The organism is Streptomyces sp. NPDC057302 (genome assembly GCF_042667685.1).
Taxonomy (GTDB): Bacteria; Actinomycetota; Actinomycetes; order Streptomycetales; family Streptomycetaceae; genus Streptomyces.
This window is the reverse complement of the sequence record NZ_JBHUZJ010000072.1, coordinates 33,757-49,193: the sequence shown is the minus strand read 5'-3', so window position 1 is coordinate 49,193 and position 15,437 is coordinate 33,757. Positions and strand designations below refer to the sequence as shown.

General features: G+C 71.4%; 15 protein-coding genes. 8 read left to right on the top strand and 7 right to left on the bottom strand.

From position 1 onward, the window contains the following. The first annotated feature begins 57 nt into the window (after positions 1-57). The 4 genes from ACFUPX_RS34585 to ACFUPX_RS34570 all read left to right on the top strand — a co-directional run bounded on the left by ACFUPX_RS34585 (position 58) and on the right by ACFUPX_RS34570 (position 4,403). Positions 58-1,284 (top strand): hypothetical protein, encoded by a 1,227-nt coding sequence (locus ACFUPX_RS34585; protein ID WP_383331907.1) that lies wholly within the window; start codon positions 58-60, stop codon positions 1,282-1,284. Between the two features lie 34 nt (positions 1,285-1,318). After that, positions 1,319-1,885: a hypothetical protein gene (locus tag ACFUPX_RS34580; protein WP_383331903.1), complete on the top strand. Its 567-nt coding sequence runs from the start codon at positions 1,319-1,321 to the stop codon at positions 1,883-1,885. Then, complete coding sequence (locus ACFUPX_RS34575) at positions 1,882-3,153, top strand: MFS transporter (protein WP_383331901.1); 1,272 nt, start codon at positions 1,882-1,884, stop codon at positions 3,151-3,153. Before ACFUPX_RS34580 ends, ACFUPX_RS34575 begins: the two co-directional genes overlap by 4 nt. A gap of 80 nt (positions 3,154-3,233) precedes the next feature. Further along, positions 3,234-4,403 carry an acetyl-CoA carboxylase biotin carboxylase subunit family protein gene (locus tag ACFUPX_RS34570; RefSeq protein WP_383331899.1) on the top strand — a complete coding sequence of 390 codons (1,170 nt, stop codon included), beginning with the start codon at positions 3,234-3,236 and terminating at the stop codon, positions 4,401-4,403. A 190-nt stretch (positions 4,404-4,593) separates the two neighbouring features. Here the strand turns inward: ACFUPX_RS34570 and ACFUPX_RS34565 are convergent, their stop codons facing one another. From ACFUPX_RS34565 to ACFUPX_RS34550, 4 genes are all read right to left on the bottom strand, one after another. Beyond that, positions 4,594-6,660, bottom strand: coding sequence for an iron ABC transporter permease (locus ACFUPX_RS34565; RefSeq protein WP_383331897.1), 2,067 nt, complete (start codon positions 6,658-6,660; stop codon positions 4,594-4,596). 6 nt (positions 6,661-6,666) lie between these two features. Then, on the bottom strand, positions 6,667-7,647 hold the full coding sequence (locus tag ACFUPX_RS34560; RefSeq protein WP_383331895.1) for an ABC transporter substrate-binding protein: 981 nt from the start codon (positions 7,645-7,647) through the stop codon (positions 6,667-6,669). Further along, positions 7,644-8,450, bottom strand: a complete 807-nt coding sequence (locus tag ACFUPX_RS34555) for an ABC transporter ATP-binding protein (RefSeq protein ID WP_383331905.1) — start codon at positions 8,448-8,450, stop codon at positions 7,644-7,646. The genes ACFUPX_RS34560 and ACFUPX_RS34555 overlap by 4 nt, the downstream gene beginning before the upstream one ends. A gap of 300 nt (positions 8,451-8,750) precedes the next feature. Continuing rightward, on the bottom strand, positions 8,751-9,344 hold the full coding sequence (locus ACFUPX_RS34550; RefSeq protein WP_383331893.1) for a hypothetical protein: 594 nt from the start codon (positions 9,342-9,344) through the stop codon (positions 8,751-8,753). A gap of 345 nt (positions 9,345-9,689) precedes the next feature. On the opposite strand from ACFUPX_RS34550, the gene ACFUPX_RS34545 reads away from it, so the two are divergent. The 3 genes from ACFUPX_RS34545 to ACFUPX_RS34535 all read left to right on the top strand — a co-directional run bounded on the left by ACFUPX_RS34545 (position 9,690) and on the right by ACFUPX_RS34535 (position 12,350). Further along, on the top strand, positions 9,690-10,631 hold the full coding sequence (locus ACFUPX_RS34545) for a YihY/virulence factor BrkB family protein (protein WP_383331891.1): 942 nt from the start codon (positions 9,690-9,692) through the stop codon (positions 10,629-10,631). Between the two features lie 180 nt (positions 10,632-10,811). Then, positions 10,812-11,228 (top strand): hypothetical protein, encoded by a 417-nt coding sequence (locus ACFUPX_RS34540; RefSeq protein ID WP_383331889.1) that lies wholly within the window; start codon positions 10,812-10,814, stop codon positions 11,226-11,228. A 225-nt stretch (positions 11,229-11,453) separates the two neighbouring features. Continuing rightward, positions 11,454-12,350, top strand: a complete 897-nt coding sequence (locus ACFUPX_RS34535; protein ID WP_383331887.1) for a DUF2382 domain-containing protein — start codon at positions 11,454-11,456, stop codon at positions 12,348-12,350. Between the two features lie 113 nt (positions 12,351-12,463). On the opposite strand, the gene ACFUPX_RS34530 is transcribed toward ACFUPX_RS34535, so the two are convergent. Next, positions 12,464-12,910, bottom strand: coding sequence for a hypothetical protein (locus ACFUPX_RS34530; RefSeq protein ID WP_383331885.1), 447 nt, complete (start codon positions 12,908-12,910; stop codon positions 12,464-12,466). Between the two features lie 136 nt (positions 12,911-13,046). On the opposite strand from ACFUPX_RS34530, the gene ACFUPX_RS34525 reads away from it, so the two are divergent. After that, the gene (locus tag ACFUPX_RS34525) at positions 13,047-13,667 is read left to right on the top strand and encodes a dihydrofolate reductase family protein (RefSeq protein WP_383331884.1); all 621 of its coding nucleotides are present in this window, start codon (positions 13,047-13,049) and stop codon (positions 13,665-13,667) included. Here the strand turns inward: ACFUPX_RS34525 and ACFUPX_RS34520 are convergent. Together ACFUPX_RS34520 and ACFUPX_RS34515 are read right to left on the bottom strand one after the other, a co-directional pair. Next, on the bottom strand, positions 13,649-14,089 hold the full coding sequence (locus ACFUPX_RS34520; RefSeq protein WP_383331882.1) for a hypothetical protein: 441 nt from the start codon (positions 14,087-14,089) through the stop codon (positions 13,649-13,651). The genes ACFUPX_RS34525 and ACFUPX_RS34520 overlap by 19 nt on opposite strands. A 126-nt stretch (positions 14,090-14,215) precedes the next feature. After that, complete coding sequence (locus ACFUPX_RS34515) at positions 14,216-15,415, bottom strand: sialidase family protein (protein ID WP_383331880.1); 1,200 nt, start codon at positions 15,413-15,415, stop codon at positions 14,216-14,218. Positions 15,416-15,437: the final 22 nt, after the last annotated feature.

The following is a 15,437-nucleotide window of genomic DNA, read 5'->3' as shown; positions in this document are numbered from 1 at the left end:
CCTTCGCGGCGGCGGCCCCGCCCCGCTCCCCCACCCCCCGCCTGCACCGGAGCCGCCTTGAACCCCCATCCGAGCGCCGACGTCCTGGACCGCGTACGCGACATCCCCCTCTACCGCGCCTCCGCCGAGCGCGGCGAGTTCCCGGTCCTGGAGAAGCCGGACATCGCCCGGGGCTTCCCCGACAACTGGATGACTCCCGAGCTGGCCCGCGCCTTGGAGGCGGGTGAGGCCGAGTTCGTGCTGTCGACCGGGACCAATCACGCCCGTATGCAGATCATCCGGCCGCCGTACTTCCTGCTCCGCTCCTACTACCGCCTGTGGAGCGAGCACCCCGACCTCGGCGCCATCTGGCACTGCGGCGCCCGGCGGACCTCACTGACCACCGTCCTCGCCACCGAACACGTGGCGCGCGTCAACACCCGCACACCGGACGCGACTCCGGGCGAACGATGGCTCGACGACCGCACCCTGTACCTCAACCGGCAGCTGGACCCGGCCGATTGGGAGCGTGCGGAGGTCGAGCGGATGCTCGCCGAGATCCGGGAGGTCAGCGCCGCGCACCCGGACGGCTCATACCTCCTGGACTGCTCCGGGTACCACCTGGCACATCTGGTCCGCAAAGTCACCGAGTGGGGCCTGTGGGACGGGTTCCCGCGACCGGCCGGCATCGTGCATGCCTATGAGTACACGCCGTTGAACGTCCGGGCCTACCTGCGCGCCCACTTCGACTGCCCCGTGGTCGACCTCTTCGGCAGCACCGAACTGGGCTACCTCTTCTACAGCGATGCCGAAGGCCGCTATCAGCCCTATCTGCACGACATGAGCGTGGAGTTGATCCCGGTGGAGCCGGGCAGCGGCATCCACAGCCTCATCGTCACCAGCATCCGCAATCCCTACATGCCGCTCGTGCGCTACCGCTCCGGCGACTGCGTCCGCACCCGCGACGGCGGCACGGACCCGAAGGAGATCGTCTCCTTCTGCGGCCGCGAGAAGGAACTGCTGCCCACCCCCGGCGGCCCCGTCGCCCAGGCCGACCTGGACGCCCGCATCGCCGCCGCCTGCCCCCGCGTCTTCCTGCACCAACTGCGCCTGACCGGCGAGGACCGGTGCGGCCTGTGGTGCACGACCTTCGACGACGTGCCGCTGACGCCCGCCGAGGAGAGCGATCTCGCGGCATCCGTCGGCGTCCTGACGGGCCGCTCCTGCCACGTCGAGCACCGCACCCACGTACCGATCGGACGCTCGGGCAAGTACGCCTGGCTGGCCACGCCCGACGCCTCCTGACCACCACCCGGATCGCGCCCGACAGGACAACGCCATGCACACGACTGCCACCCCCACCGCTTCCGAATCCGGCACGGAAACAGTCCCCACCGCCCACGAGCTGCTCGGCAGCGCTCTGCACGACGAGGTGGTGGCCCACTTCGCGGCGAAGCCCGGCGCTCCCGCCGACTCCGTCGTCACCCACCAGGTCCGCGAGTGTCTGCGCCATCTCTACCTGGTCTCGCGCCATCCCGACCTGCTGGGCGGCCTCTTTCTCCCCGTCGAGCAGGACATCGACGAGATCTGGCACTACCTGATCCTGCAGACCCGCGAGTACCACGAGCTGTGCGAACAGCGGCTGCCCGGCGGCCACTTCATCCACCACCGCAGCATCTCGTACGACGCCTACCAAGCCGCCCCGGGGCGCGAGAGCGCCGCCGAGGAGGCCCTGCGGTGGATTCCCCTCTACACCGCGGCCTTCGGGCCGTTCGACGAGGACGCCCTGCCGCACTGGACGGTCGTGCGGTTCCTGCACGAGGAGCTGGACCTGTCCCTGGCGCAGATCTCCGACATCGCCGACACCGCCGTTGACGGGGAAGCGCCGGTGCGGGGCACGGCATGACCGCCACCGTCACCCGAACCGGAGAAGAGGCGGCGCCCCACGTGCTGCGGCGCGTGTTGTCCGTACTCGTCCTCTCGCAGGCACTCGGCGGCGCGGGCATGGCGGCCGGCATCACGGTCGGCGCTCTGCTCGCCGAGGATCTGCTCGGTTCCACGGGCCTAGCCGGGCTGCCGGCCGCCCTGTTCACCGGGGGCGCGGCCCTGGGAGCCGCGCTCATCGGGCGGGTCTCGCAACGCAAGGGGCGGCGCCCCGGCCTGGCGCTCGGGCACGCGATCGCCGCGCTCGGCAGCGCCGGAGTCGTGGCGGCCGCCGCGGGCCAGTGGGCGGGGCTGCTGCTCGTGTCGCTGTTCGTGTACGGAGTGGGTACGGCCACCGGGCTGCTCGCCCGGTACGCGGGCGCCGACCTCGCCCCACCCGAGCGGCGGGGTCGCGCCACGGGCACGGTCCTGCTGGCCACGACGCTGGGCGCGGTCGCGGGACCCAACCTCGTCGGCCCCACCGGCGCCTTCGCACACGCCTGGGGCATCCCGCGCCTTGCCGGGCCCTTCCTTCTTGCGGCGCTCGCCTACACGGCCGCGGGTCTTGTGCTGTGGGTGTGGCTGCGTCCCGACCCGTTGTTCCTGGCCCGCCTCCAGCAGCCGCAGGACACCCCGGACACCCGGCTGCCGGTGCCGGAGGCCGTGGCCCCCTCGACGGAGCCCCGGGCGTCGGAGCGCTTCTCCCCCGGGGTGGTCACCGGCGCCACCGTGATGATCACCGCCCAGCTGGTCATGATCGCCGTGATGACGATGACTCCCCTGCACATGACCGGGCACGGCCACAGCACGCAGGCCGCGGGGTTCGTCATCGCCCTGCACGTGGGCGCGATGTTCCTGCCCTCACCGCTGAGCGGTCTGCTCGCCGACCGGATCGGCAGACTGCCCGTGGCGGCGGCTGCCGGGGCGGTGCTGCTTGGCGCGGGTGTGCTCGCCGGTCTTGCTCCGCCGGACAGCGTGGCGCTGCTCTCCTGTGCGCTGGTCCTGCTCGGCGTGGGCTGGAACCTGGCCCTCGTCAGCGGCACCGCCCTGATCACTGACGCCGCCCCTGCCGACCGCCGGGCCTCGGTACAGGGCCTGGCCGACGTGGGCATGTCCTTGGCGGGCGCGACGGGCGGCATGGCCTCGGGTCTGGTGGTGGCGGGCGGCGGCTATCCGCTCCTCGCGGTCACCGCGGGAACCCTGGCCCTCGCGGTGATCCCCACGGTGGCCCTCCGGGCCGCGTCACGGTGAGGGTCGGTCAAGTCCCCTCGTTCTAAAGGCCGTTGTGCGACCATGCCACCGAGTTGACCTCGATACTCATGGAGACATGAATGCCGACCATGGTTGTCATTGGATACAGGCCGGATCTCGACCAGGCACTGCAACGCCGAGGCATCAGCCCCTACTACATCGTCCAGGCGCCCTCGGTCCCACCGGCGGACCGAAGATCCGCGTACGTCGCCGACATGGAGAACGCCCAGGAGCTGTGCCGCGCCGTACTGGCCGCACGCATCGACGATCTGGCGGGTGTCCTCACCGTCCATGAGATGGGCGTGTTCGGGGCGGCATACCTGCGCCAGCAATGGGACCTGCCCGGCAACAAGGATTCGAGGTCCGCGCTCCACTTCCGGGACAAGTTCCTCCAGAAGAGCCGCCTTCCGCCCCAAGTGAGGCGTGCGCGCTGCCGGTACGCGTCACACGACACCGCCTTCGCGGAACTCACCGCTGATCTGGGCGAGGTCTTCGTCGTCAAGCCGGCGACCGGGGCCGGGTCCCTTCGTACGAACATCGTCCGTTCGGCGCAGGAGTACGCGCGGGCGCTGGACCTGTTCTCCGGCCGGTCGGACGTCGAGGTCGTCGCCGAGTCCTTCGTCGATGCCCCGGAGGTCTACATGGACGGCATCTGGCAGAACGGCTCTCTTCGCTGGTCGTCCATGACCCGCTATCACCTGTCACCGCTCAGCGCCGCGCAAGGCAGCGTCCTGGCGGCGCACTTGCTGGACAGAGGGCGGCATCCTGAGCTGTTCGACCAGATGGAGACACTCGCGGGTCAGGTGCTCGGGACTCTCGCCGCACCCGATTGCGTCTTCCACATGGAGGCCTTCGTGGAAGAAGCGGGGCTGACCTTCGGCGAGTGCGCCATCCGCCTCCCCGGCGCACTGTCCCCACAGATCAACCAACTGTCCTTCGGCGTGGACCTCTTCGACGCCGAGATCAGCCTCGCGCTCGGTGAAGAGCCCACTCAGGCCGTGGGACGCGCCGCACCGGAGCGCCTCCACGGCTACATACTCCTCCGCAGATCCGCCGACGGGAACCTGACGCGAGAAGACTTCGAACGCCGCTTCCGCTTCGACGACATCGAGTACTCGTCGTCTCCCGATACGCCGCTCGGACCGTACGGCAAGGTGGGGCACGCGATCGTCTCCGACCCGGACGAGCTGGAACTGCAGAAGACGATCGAGGAAATCGTGCGCTTCAACGAGGTGGGCGCGGGGGAGTGACGCTCGCGGCATCATCGCGTCTCAGGTCGGACGCGTGACACGCGTTTTCCGGGGCACCCGCCTACCAGGCCCCGCCGCGTCCCCCCGTCGCGGCGGGGCCGCCGTATGCCTCACCGTCTTCCATCTGCCGGGCGGCAAGCCCGACGCGGGCGAGGCGCGGCGGGAGACCCTGGCCGCGGGCCGCCGCCCTCTAGCGGCGGCTGCGCACCAGCAGGTACACGAAGTAGGGCGTTCCGACGACCGCCGTCATGAGGCCCGCGCCCAGCTGGGCCGGGGCGATCACGGTTCGGCCCAGCAGGTCCGCGAGGCAGACGAGGCTCGCGCCGAGCAGCATCGCCACCGGGACGACCCGTACGTGCCGGCGGCCCACGAGGGCGCGTGCCGCGTGCGGTGCCACGAGTCCCACGAAGCCGATCGTGCCGGCGGCGGCCACCGCGGTGGCGGTGAGCAGCACGCTCACGACGAGGAAGCCGAGACGTCCGCGCGCCAGGTCGAGGCCCAGGAGCCGGGGAGTGTCCTCGTCGAGCGAGACGAGGTCGAGTTCCTTGCGGCGGGCGACGGCCACGACGGTCGCGGCCACGAGCACGGCCGCGACCGGCAGCAGGTCGGTGCCGGTCCGTCCGTAGGTGGAGCCCGAGAGCCAGATCAGCGCCTTGGTCGCGCTGAACCGGTCGGTGAGCACGATGAGGAGGCTGATGAGCGCCATCGTTCCCGAGGACACACCGATGCCGACGAGGACGAGCCGGCTGTTCTGGAAGCCGCCCTTGGCCGCGAGCCCGAAGACGACGACGGAACTGACGACGGCGCCTGCGAAGGCCGCGCCCGCGATGCCCCACGATCCGGAGCCCGGCGCCGAGGTGACGAGGACGATGGCGCCGAGCGCCGCGCCTCCGGAGACGCCGAGGACGCCGGGTTCCGCGAGCGGATTGCGGGTCACGGACTGCACGAGGGTGCCGGACAGTGCGAGCGCGGCGCCCGCGAGGAGCGCGGCGAGCACCCGTGGGACTCGGGTGTCGAGGACGAAGGTGATGGCCTGACCGGCTTGGCCGCGGGCCCAGTTGGCCACGTCGCCGAGCAGGAACGTGCTGTCGCCGACGAGCACCGCCGCGATCACGACGCCGACAAGGACGCCCGCGAGCACGACGACGGTGATGATGTAGGCGGTCCGGCTCGGGATGCGCAGCCGGTCCGGCGCCGCCGCGCCGCCGCCGTCGCGGGTGCGCATCGCCATGACGACGAGGAACACGGCGCCGACGACGCTCGTGATGACGCCGGTGGGCACGGTGACCGCGGTCTGGGAGGACGTCACGGTCCGCAGGAGGACGTCGGATCCCAGCACGAGGGCGGCGCCCACGAGACCCGCGGCGGGAATCCGGGTCCGGTGGCGCAGGAGGCCGCGGACCCGGCCGGCGAGCGGTCGCACCAGGGCCGGCGCGCACAGTCCCACGAAGGCGATCGGACCGGCCAGGGTCACGGCGCTTGCCGAGAGCAGCGAGGCGAGGACGACGGCCGTGACACGGGTGCCGCGGACCGGGATGCCCAGGCCGCGCGCGGCGTCGTCGCCCAGGGCCAGGGCGTCGACGCGGCGGGCGATGAGCAGCAGGCCCACCAGCGCGGCGAGCACGACGGGCGCCGTCTCGGCGACTCCGTCGAAGCCGTTCTGGCTGATGCTTCCCTGACCCCACTGGTAGAGGCCCTGGGTCTGTTCGGGGAAGAGCAGGAGGAGCGCCTCGGTGATGGCGTTGAGCCCGAGGGCGAGCGCACTGCCCGCGAGGACGAGGCGCACGGTGCCCGCGCCGCGTCCGGCGAGTGCGAGGACGACGGCGGCGGCGCCGAGGCCGCCGACGAAGGCCACTCCCGATGAGGCGAGCAGCGGCGCCGTCGCACCGCTGGCGACCAGGAGGGTCACCGCGAGGTACGAACCGGCGTTGACGGCGAGGGTGTCCGGTGCGGCGAGCACATTGCGGCTGACCGCCTGAAGTGCGGCGCCCGCCGCGCCGAGGGCGACCCCGACGAGTATCCCGGCGACCATGCGCGGCATGCGCGAGGCGATGACGACGGAGGAGTCGCCCTGCTCGGCCTGACCGGTGAGGGCCTTCCACACCTGGCCGGGGCCGACCGACGCGGTGCCTTGCGTGATGTCGACGACGGCGAGGACGGCGACCAGAAGAACGAGACCGGCCGTCACCGCGACCGCGCCCGAGGGGGATGCGACCGCGCGTTCGGGCGTGGCTGAGGGCGTTGCGGTGACGGCCACGGTCTCCTACTTCTTCAGGCTGTCGACGAGGGCGTCGATGTACGCCTCCATCGCCCCGGGGCCGCCGAACATCCAGAGGCCGTCGGGCAGGCGGTGGACCTCGTCGTCCTTGACGAACGGCAGCGACTTCCAGACGGAGTTGTCGGCGAGTTCGTCGGTGAAGACGTCGGAGCTGTCGTCGGACTTGTTGCCGATGTAGACGAACTTCACGTCGTCGTCGAGCGCCGTGAGGCCCTCGACGTCGGTGGTGGCGAGCCCGTAGTCCTTGTCGCCCTTGATCTTCCAGGCGTTCTTGAGGCCGAGTTCCTCGTTGACGGCGCCGAGCAGGGAGTTGCTCGTGTAGCCGCGCAGGGAGACCTGGTTGGAGGCGGCGTAGCCGTCGGCGAAGGCGACCTTCGCGCCGTCGAGCTTGGCCTCCTTCAGCGCCTTCTTGCCTTCGGCGACCTTCGCCTCGTACGACTCCTTGGCCTTCTTGGCCTCAGCGGTCGTGCCGGTGGCCTTGGCGATGACGTCCAGGGTGTCGAACATCTGGCCCACCTGGTCGGAGCCGTCGGCGGCCTTGACCTGGAGGACGGGGGCGACCTCCTTCATCTGCTTCACCGCGGAGGCCGACATGTCGGTCGTGGTGACGATGAGGTCCGGGGTGAGACCGGCGAGGCTGTCCATGCTGGGCTCGCCGCGGGTGCCGATGTCCTTGGGGGCGTTCTTGAGCGGAACGGCGGAGTCCCACGCCTTGTAGCCCTTGACGTCGGAGACGCCGACCGGGTCCACGCCGAGCGTGACCATGGACTCGACGACGTTCCACTCGGTACCGACGACCTTCTTGGCCGGGCCGTCCAGCTTCACCGTCTTGCCGTTGGCGTCGGTGAGGGTGATCGGCTCGGACTTCTTCTCGGAGCTCTTCTCGGCGGGCTCGGAGGTGCCGCAACCGGACAGGATGAGGGCCACGGCGGTGGCGGCCGTCGCGGCGATGAGGGGGCGTCTCATGAGGAGGTGTGGAGCCTTTCGCTTCTGCTGTGGTGGCGGCCTATCGCGCGGGTACGCAGCCGGCCGGTGAGGGGGTCTGTGTCGACCTCGATGCGGATGCCGTACGTCTCGGAGAGCCGATCGGGGCTCAGTACGTCCTCGGGGGCGCCGTCGGCGACGATGCGCCCGGCGTCGAGGAGGGCGATCCGGTCGGCGACGGCGGCCGCCTGGTCGAGGTCGTGCAGGACGACGCCGACGGCGATGCCGCCGTCGTCCGCGAGGTCACGCATCAGGTCGAGGAGTTCGATCTGGTAGCGCAGGTCGAGGTAGGTGGTCGGTTCGTCGAGGAGCAGTACGCCGGTCTCCTGGGCGAGGCAGCTGGCGAGCCACACCCGCTGCAACTGCCCGCCGGACAGCTGGTCGACGGCGCGGTCGGCCAGGTTGTCCACGCCGGTCAGGGTGAGTACGCGCTCCACCACGGCGGCTCCGCCGACGTCCGCCTGGCCCCAGCGGCCCCGGTAGGGGTAGCGGCCGAACTCCACGACGTCACGGACGGTCAGACCGCCGGGCGTCGGGCGTCCTTGGGTCAGCAGCGCCACGCGACGGGCGAACTGGCGGGCGGTGAGGTCGAAGCCGTCGGCCGCGTCGGCCGTGCCGGAGTCGAGGGTCAGCGTGCCGCGCCGGGCACCCTGCAAGCGGGCGACGGTACGCAGCAGCGTCGACTTGCCGCTCCCGTTGGGGCCGACAAGGGCGGTCACTTCGCCGGGCCTGAGCTGGATGGCGGCGTCGTGGACGACGTCGACGCCGTCGTACGACACGGTCATGTGCTCGGCGGACAGTTCGTGACCGCGCGGACGTGTTGCGCTACCTGCGCGTTCACCTGATCTCACGGCGTGAAGGTTAGCCTAACCTTAGCTTGGCTGGAAGTAGGGGGTCCGAACCAGGGCGAAGGCCACGAGCGACACCCCCCGGGCAGCGGCGGCGGCCGACCACCGCGCTTTCGCCCAACCAGCTTGCCCAGAGGGTCAGTTGAAACCGCAACAACGCACCGGTGCCGCCCATCGGCCGAGATGATGGGCGGCACCGGAGGCGCGCGATTCGGTCCTGGGGCTCCGCGCCCGCCGTCAGTACAGCTTCGCGACCGCCTTGATCGTCGTGGCCTTGAAGTCGGCCACCTGCGCGTGGGCGAAGTTGCCCATCTGCCCCCACTGGACGAGCGTCACCGTGTTGCCGTCCCGGCCCACCGAGAACATGTTGATGTCGGAGGCTCCCCACGTGGCCTCGGTGTGGACGCCGTAGACGTGGGCGCCCTCCTCGACGTTCAGCTTCCCGTAGTACTTCTGCGTCGCGGTGATCTCGGGATTCTGCTGCATCACCGTCTTCGCGCAGCCGTCGAGGTCCTTGCGCAGCAGGGCCGCGAAGTCCTTGGCCCGCTGCTCGCTGCGCTCCACCACCGTCACCTGGAGGGCGCCGGTGTCGTAGTCCGTGCGGTAGGCGCGGTGCACGGAGATCGACGGCAGGGCCTCCCCCACGCACATCGGCAGCGGGTCGGGCTGCCCCGAGGTCACCGGTCCCGCGGTCCACGCCGACGACGCGTGCGGCGGCAGTTCGCCCGGTGAGAGGAACCGGGGCGAGTCGGCGGCTGCCGCCGGACCCGTACCGGCGACAACACCCGCCACCGCCACCGCGGCCCCCAGTGCACACAGTCCTCGGCTCATGCGAACGCTCATGATCGTCAACTCCCCGTTTTGGAAAACTCGGCTTGCCAGTTGCCTGACTCCCACGCCACGTACGACCCGCGACACCCCGCACCCGTTGCCCCCGCGCACGTCACAGAGCTGTCCGCGATGTCACCGAACGGTAACGCCCGCGGTCCGGGGTACTAGGACGCCACGCTCCGGTATTCGGCCGCCCGTACCCAGGGCGGCTGCGGTCGGCGAACGGGGGCAAGGGAAGATTGGGTTCCGCTTGCCGCCGCGTAACGGATTCGGGCGACCGGCGTCCAAGGGTGGAGCGGGCGCCGGCGCGGCACGCCGCCGGTGACGGACAACGAGGAGTAGCCCATGGACAGTTCCGCGACGCCCGCGCGTGCGGCGTCCGCCCGCGTTTCGGACGGGTCCGACGCGCTCCCCGCCCCTGCCGGGCCGGCCGCGGCCCCTTCCCTGTGGGAACGGCGGGGCGCCGCGCTGCGCCGCACGCCGGTGGCGATGTGGAACGACGACGTGTCGGACTGGGCCGCGGCGTTGACGTACTACGCGATCCTCGCCCTGCTGCCCGCGCTCCTGGTGACCGTCAGCCTGATCAGCCTGGTCAGTCCCGACACGACGCGCACGCTCATCACCGAGGTCACCGACTGGGCGCCCGCGCAGTCGGGCAGCGCCCTGAACGGCGTGCTCACCGAGATGGCCGACGCGCGGTCCGCCGCCGTGACGGTCGTGGTCGGCGGCGGGGTCAGCGCGCTGTGGTCGGCCACGAGTTACGCGGCCGTCTTCCGGCGGGCGCTGCACGCCATGCACGGCGTGAAGGACACGCGGCCCGTGTGGCGCAAGGCACACCGTGTGCTCATGACCGCGCTCGCGCTGCTCGCGCTGCTGGCCGCGAGTGCGCTCGTGCTCGTACTGAGCGGCCCGCTCGTGCAGGGCGTCGCGCGGCGCGCCGGGGTCGGCGACGCGGGGCAGACCGTGTGGAGCGTCCTGCGGTGGCCCGCTCTGGTCTGCCTGGTGGTCCTGCTCGTCGTCGTGCTCTTCCGCAACGCGCCGCCCGCGGAACGCGGTTGGCGCCGCAGCCTGCCGGGCGGACTGCTGGCCGCGCTCCTGTGGCTCCTGTCCTCGGGCCTCTTCACCTTGTATGCCTCGGGGTTCGGCACCTACGGCAAGCTCTACGGCTCGCTGGCGGGGGTGGTGGTGTTCCTGGTGTGGCTCTGGATGTCCAACCTGGCGCTGCTCGCCGGTGCGCAGTTCACGGTGGAGATGGCCCGCGCACCGGTCGCGGCGCGCACGTCCTGACGTCCGGGTCGTGCGCCCCCGGGCGGAAATCCGGGTCCGTGTGCCCGCGTGTGCCCTTCCCTGCGCGCCGCGTGCGCTCCCCCCGCGGGGGTTCGGGTCGGGGGCACAGCGGTGATACGCCTGAAGGACAAACTACTCGTGTGCGTGTTCGCCCACGCGGCATCGAAGAGGAGTCATCCCATGGCCTCGTTCGACACGGGACGGTTGTGTGCGATCGTCAAAATCCTGGACCAGGCAAGCACCCACCTCCGGCTGGCCGCACGCGAGTGCGCCCTCGCCGGACCCGCGGCAGCCGCGCCCCGGCCGGCCGCCGCCGACCCCGCCTCATCCGGCATCACCGCGCTCCTGAGCGTCTCGGAGCAGGCGTCCGGCAGTGTCCGGCGCGCTCTCGTCCACATCCACAACGGTGAGGTCCAGCGTGCCCAGCACGAACTGGACCAGGCACGGACCCAGCCGTGCGAAGCGGCCCTCACCCCGGCCGGGCTGCCCCGCCCCCTCCCCCAGCGCGTGACCACGGCGCTGCGCCTGATGCAGGGGATCACCAACTTCTTCCCGTCCGAGACGGAACAGGTCCTGGTACGGGCGGCTCTCCCCTAGCCGTCCCGCTCTCACCCGGATGGGCTAGTCGGCGGGGCGGTGGACCAGATCGGCCCGATCGCCGCAAACAGCCCGCCGAAGCGCTCCCGGCAAGCTCTCCGCGCACGCTCAGTGACTCTCCTGGTTGCGCCGCACCCCTATGGGGCGCGCGATGGAGGGGAAGCGCGCGATGTCCGTGGCGAGATTCGAGTCTGCCCGTCGCGCGCTGCGAAGGAGTGATCACCCATGACTCAGGGCGAGGCCTTCACCAGCGCCGATGGGCTCGCGGGCCTTACGGCCTACGACCGGACCGGCGAGAAGATCGGCAGCGTTGAGCAGGTGTATCTCGACGACCGGACAGGGCGTCCCGAGTGGGTGACCGTCAAGACCGGTCTCTTCGGCATGAAGCAGAGCTTCGTGCCGCTCTCCGGAGCCCGCCGCCAGGAGGACGAGCTGCACGTGGCGGCCACGAAGGAGGCCGTCAAGGAGGCCCCGCGGGTGGACGCCGACCAGCACCTCGAGCCGGGCCAGGAGCAGGACCTCTACACGCACTACGGGCTCACCCGCCCCACCGGTTCGCAGACCCGTACCGCCCCGGCGGCCGGTGGCCGCGACCGTGCCGGGACCGCGGGCATGGCCGGAGCGGGCGCCGGTACGGGCATGGGCGCCGGCGACGGCAGCAAGGCGGGCGCGCGCGAGTTCGCCACCCGCTCCGGCGCGCGTGACGAGAGCAAGACGGACGGAATGATCCGCTCGGAGGAGCGGCTTCATGTCGGGACGGAAGAGCAGGAGGTCGGGCACGCCCGCCTGCGCAAGGTGGTCGTCACCGAAGACGTGAAGACCTCCGTCCCCATCTCCCACGAGGAGGTCCGCGTCGTGCGCGAGCCCATCCGCGAGGGTGACGGCACGCGCGCCAACATCGGCGAGGAGCAGACCGAGGTGACCCTGCACGCCGAGCGGGCGGTGGTCAGCAAGGAGTCCGTACCGGTCGAGCGTGTCCGTCTGGAGACCGAGAAGGTCACCGAGACCCAGGAGGTCTCCGACACGGTGCGCAAGGAGCAGATCGAGTTCGACGACGCCAAGGGTGAGCGCGGCGCGAAGGGCGAGGGCTGGCGTGACCGCAAGCAGGGCCCGCGGCACTGACTCCCCTGGGAGCGCCCTGATCGAGGGCGGCTGACGGTGGAGGGAGGGAGCACTCGGCGGGAGTGCTCCCTCCCTCCATGTGCGGGAGCAGCTTCTCCGTACGAAGGGCTGAGCTAGCCGCGGCCGGCGTCCGCGCACTCGCGGCAGGCGGGCTTGCCGTCGATGGTCGTCCCGTCCTCGGAGGCGGCTTCGCAGATGCCGGGAGAGCCGGGGTGGTTGGCCCGGCAGTGGCAGGTGCAGGTGGCGGTGACGGCTTCCAGGTCGGAGGCGCCTTGCGGGGCCAGGCCCATGCGGATGTCGTGGCAGTTGCGGCACAGGGGCACGCGCCGCGGGCCGGTGGTGGGTGAGTGGGCGACCACGGTGAGGCCCGGTTCCGCGTAGCCCCTGCACGTTTCGGGGAACTCGGGGTGGGTGCGGCACATGCAGTGGCAGGAGCCGGGCTCGGGCCGGTCGGCGAGGTGGTCGGCCACCCGCCGCGCGGCGGGCATCAGCACGCGTCTGAGCGCCCCGGCGAAGGCCTGGAACTGCTCTGCGTTCGGCGCGGGTGCAGTCGTGGTCATGCCTCCATTGTCGCGCCAAGTCGCTCGTCAGGGGCGGTGCCTGGGAGAAGCTCTCCACTCTTGCGCCGACCGGGCCCGCTTCTCGGCGTCGTGGCCGATGCTTGACGGGTAGCTCAACCGGAGGAGAGAGCGAGCCATGACCGAACGCAGGGGCAAGGTGATCTGCGACATCACGATCTCGGCCGACGGGTACGCGGCCGGGCTCGACCAGAGCGAGGAACGCCCGTTCGGCGACGACGGCGGCGACGGCTCGGGAGAGAAGCTGCACGCCTGGATGTTCGAGACCCCCGAGGAGAACCGGGACGAGGTGGACCAGATGGCCGCCGCCGACGCGTTCATCATGGGGCGCAACATGTTCGGCCCCGTGCGCGGCGAGTGGAATCGGCGGTGGAACGGCTGGTGGGGCGAGGATCCGCCGTTCCACGCCCCGGTCTTCGTGCTCACCCACCACGCGCGCGAACCGCAGCCGATGGACGGCGGCACCACGTACCACTTCGTCACCGACGGAATCGAGTCGGCGCTGGCACGGGCACGCGCGGCGGCGGGCGACGGCGATGTCGTGGTCCAGGGCGGCGCGACCACCATCAACCAGTACCTCGCCGCCGGCCTGGTCGACGAACTGCGGCTGCACATCGTGCCGCTCATGCTCGGCGCCGGCACGCGGCTGTTCGACGGGGTTCCTCCGCTGGAACTCGAGCAGGCGAAGTCGCGGGCGGCGCGCCTCGTCACGCACGTGACCTATCGCGTGCTGCCCTGAGCCACGGCGTGGCCTGCCTCGGTGAAGGGGACGGCGCCGGTTCGGCACGCCGCCGCAGCCGCGGTGAAGACCCTCTCGTACTGGTCGTCGTCGAGGAGGACGGCGAGGCCGCAGGCGGCTGCCCAGGCGACCTGGGCGGCTTCCGCGCCCAGGGGCTGATCCTGCTGGTGCAGCGCCCGGCCGAGGTGCTGGCCGTGCAGGTCCCTGGAGTCCTGGCCGTCCGCGCGGCGCCGGATGGCTTCGATGGCTCCCTCTGCGAACGTCTCGTAGTGAGTGTCACCGACCAGTCTGCGCAATTGCTCGAGCTGGGCGTGGGCGGCGCGGAGGTGCAACGGCCAGTCCCGGCAGGCGCCGAACTGCTCTTCCATGGCCTGCGTCAGGTCGATCCGCCGGAACATCTCGTCGAGGGGGTCGTAGGTCATGATCTCTCGGTAGCCGCTGCCGGGGTCGGAGCAGCGAAGGCTCGCTGCGGGCTCCCCCGTGTGGCTGCACACCGTGCCCCGCGTGCGTGCGATGTGAGCACCGCGCGCACGCGGGGCGCACCGCGCTCAGGCGGCGGGCACCGACCCGGTGGCGAAGTACGGCTTGCAGACCGATCCTGACCAGTCCGTGGCGATTTCCAGGAGCCTGTTGCCGTCGGCCGACGGCAGCAGGCTCGAGCTGTAGTTGGGGCAGTAGTCGACGGTCGTCGACTCGACGGAGACCGGCGCGGGGATCTCCCGCCAACTGCCCGCCCCACCCGCATCGTTGACCCAGACGGTGCGCCCGCTGCCCGCCGCCCGGCTGCCGTCGCGGTTGTACATGACCTGGCCGACGAGGAAGAGCCTGCCCTTCGGGTTGCCCGCCCGGGGCGCCCACGCCAGGTTCGGCGCGTGCTTGAAGTACTTGCCGTCGGCGGTCTCCGGGCGGATGCCCAGGGAGGTGACGGCGCCCCAGTTCCAGCCGTCGGACGAGGTCCGGTAGTGCACGACGCACTGGAACTGGCCGGCAGCCGCGCAGATCTCGAACGACATGAAGTAGGTCCCGTCGCCCATCTTGCGCACCACCGCCATGCCGGGCCGGTCCGAGGCGAGGGAGCTGGCAACGGTGTCGTGGTGACCGGTCCACGTCACGCCGTTCGCGGTGCGGGCCGCCACCAGCTTCTGGCTGTGCACGCCGTCGGTCTCGTCGGAGTAGTGCGCCACGAGCTGCCCCGAGGCGTCGACGGAGAACTCCGGCTCCCACAGCCCCTTAGTGTTCGACGCCGTGGCGATCGTGGACAGATAGCTCCAACTGCGGCCCACGTCGGTGCTCTTGAAGACCCGCAGGGCCATGCGCCGGTTCGGTTCGTCCTGCCCGACCGACGCCGCCCACAGCAGCGTCCCCGCGGGCAGGTCACCTATCCGCTGCGGGAGTTCGTACAGCGTCGAGCAGCACAGCCCCTGCCCGCCCGCGGCTTCGGGGTCCCGCACCGTGCCGACTTCACGGAACGACGCGCCGCCGTCCGTGCTCTCGTGGATGGCGCCGAGCCCGTTGTTCCCGTCGAAGGTGACCACCGAGGCGAGGATCCGGCCGTTGGCGTCACCGCTGTGGGCGAGCTTGACGGCGCGCGGGTACAGGCCGGTGCCGTCGCGCAGCAGGGTGCCGGTCGCGGCGTCGGCCGACGCTCCGGACTGCGTGACGAACAGCGCCGCCAGGAGGGCGAGCAGCAGGGGGAACGGGACGGTGGGACGGAGGAGACGTGGTCGTGCGGGGTCGTGCGCTGACATGGGCCTCTCCTGACTCTGCGGT